At 75.9% G+C, this 1388-nt stretch carries 1 protein-coding gene; it reads left to right on the top strand.

Annotated features, from left to right (window positions below; all coding sequences use genetic code 11):
- Positions 1–1238: bifunctional 3'-5' exonuclease/DNA polymerase (locus tag HMPREF3105_RS00175; RefSeq protein ID WP_070708484.1), on the top strand; the 1238-nt coding region annotated here is incomplete at its 5' end.
- Positions 1239–1388: the final 150 nt, after the last annotated feature.

Below are 1388 nucleotides of genomic sequence, written 5' to 3'. Positions count from 1 at the left end.
TGCTCGCGGCGGCGGAGTCGCAGGGTGCACTCGTGGCCGCGGAGATCCGGGCGGCGGGTCTGCCGTGGGACCGGGGCGTGCACGAGGCGCTCCTCGCCGAGCAGCTCGGCCCCCGACCTGCCCCGGGCGAGCGTCCCGCCCGCCTGCAGGCCCTGGCCGAACGCATCGCCGACGTCCTGGGCTCCCCCGGGCTCAGCCCCGACTCGCAGCCCAGCCTGCTGCGGGCGCTGCAGACGGCGGGCGTGGCCGTGGAGTCCACGCGGCAGTGGGACCTGAAGCACTGGATCGACGCCGGCGGCGCGGAACGCGAGGCGCGGGCCGCGCTGCTCGCACCGCTCCTTGAGTACAAGGCCCTGGCCCGGCTGTGGACGGCCAACGGCTGGCACTGGCTGGACCAGTGGATCGGCGACGACGGCCGGTTCCACGCCGCCTATCTGGTCGGCGGCGTGGTGACCGGGCGGTGGGCCGCCCACGGCGGTGGGGCCATGCAGATCCCGGCCGGGGTGCGCGACGCCGTCCGCGCAGACTCCGGGTGGACGCTGACCGTGGCCGACGCCTCCCAGGTGGAGCCGCGCATCCTCGCCGCGATGGCCGCCGACCAGGCGCTGGCCCGTGCCGGGACCACGCCCGACCTGTACCGGGAGGTGGCGGAGCAGGGCCGGGCAGCCGGCACCGCGCTGGCCGACCGCGGGCGCGCGAAGATCGCCCTGCTGGGTGCGATGTACGGCTCGACGACGGGCGACTCCGCGGCGCTCATGCCACACCTGCGCCGGCTCTACCCCCGAGCGATCGGCCTGCTCGAACGGGCGGCCTCCGTCGGCGAGGGCGGCGGCCAGGTGTCCACGTGGCTGGGCCGCTGGTCCCCCGCACCGGGGCCGACGTGGCAGGAATCCGTGTCCGACGTCGGTACCCAGGCCGCCGAGTCCGCGGCCCGGCGACGGCGGCGCTCCCAGGGCCGCTTCACCCGGAACTTCGTGGTGCAGGGCACCGCGGCCGAGTGGGCGCTGTGCTGGATGGGCGAGATCCGCCGTCGAATGCGGTCTGCGGGCATGCGCACGGAACTCGTGTTCTTCGTCCACGACGAGGTCGTCCTGCACGGCCCGGCCACGGAGGCCGAGGCCGTGCGGACAGTCGTGGCGGAGTCCGCGAGCGCCGCCGGCCGCCTGCTGTTCGGTCCCGCCCCCGTGGACTTCCCGCTCACCGTCTCCAGCGTGGGGTCGTACGCGGACGCGAAGTGAGGGGCAGCAGCGCGTCGGTCGCGCCCACGGCCTCCGTGCGCCGCACCGGGCCGAGGACCCTGGGACCTGGCACGATGCGGGACGAGGGCCGATCCTGGAGAGCGCCCGAGACACCCCCCCCGTTACCTTCTTCGTGGCTCCTGGATCCGG

The organism is Micrococcus sp. HMSC31B01 (assembly GCF_001816085.1).
Classification (GTDB): domain Bacteria; phylum Actinomycetota; class Actinomycetes; order Actinomycetales; family Micrococcaceae; genus Micrococcus; species Micrococcus luteus.
The sequence above is the reverse complement of the archived record's forward strand: the minus strand, read 5'-3'. Positions and strand labels throughout refer to the sequence as shown.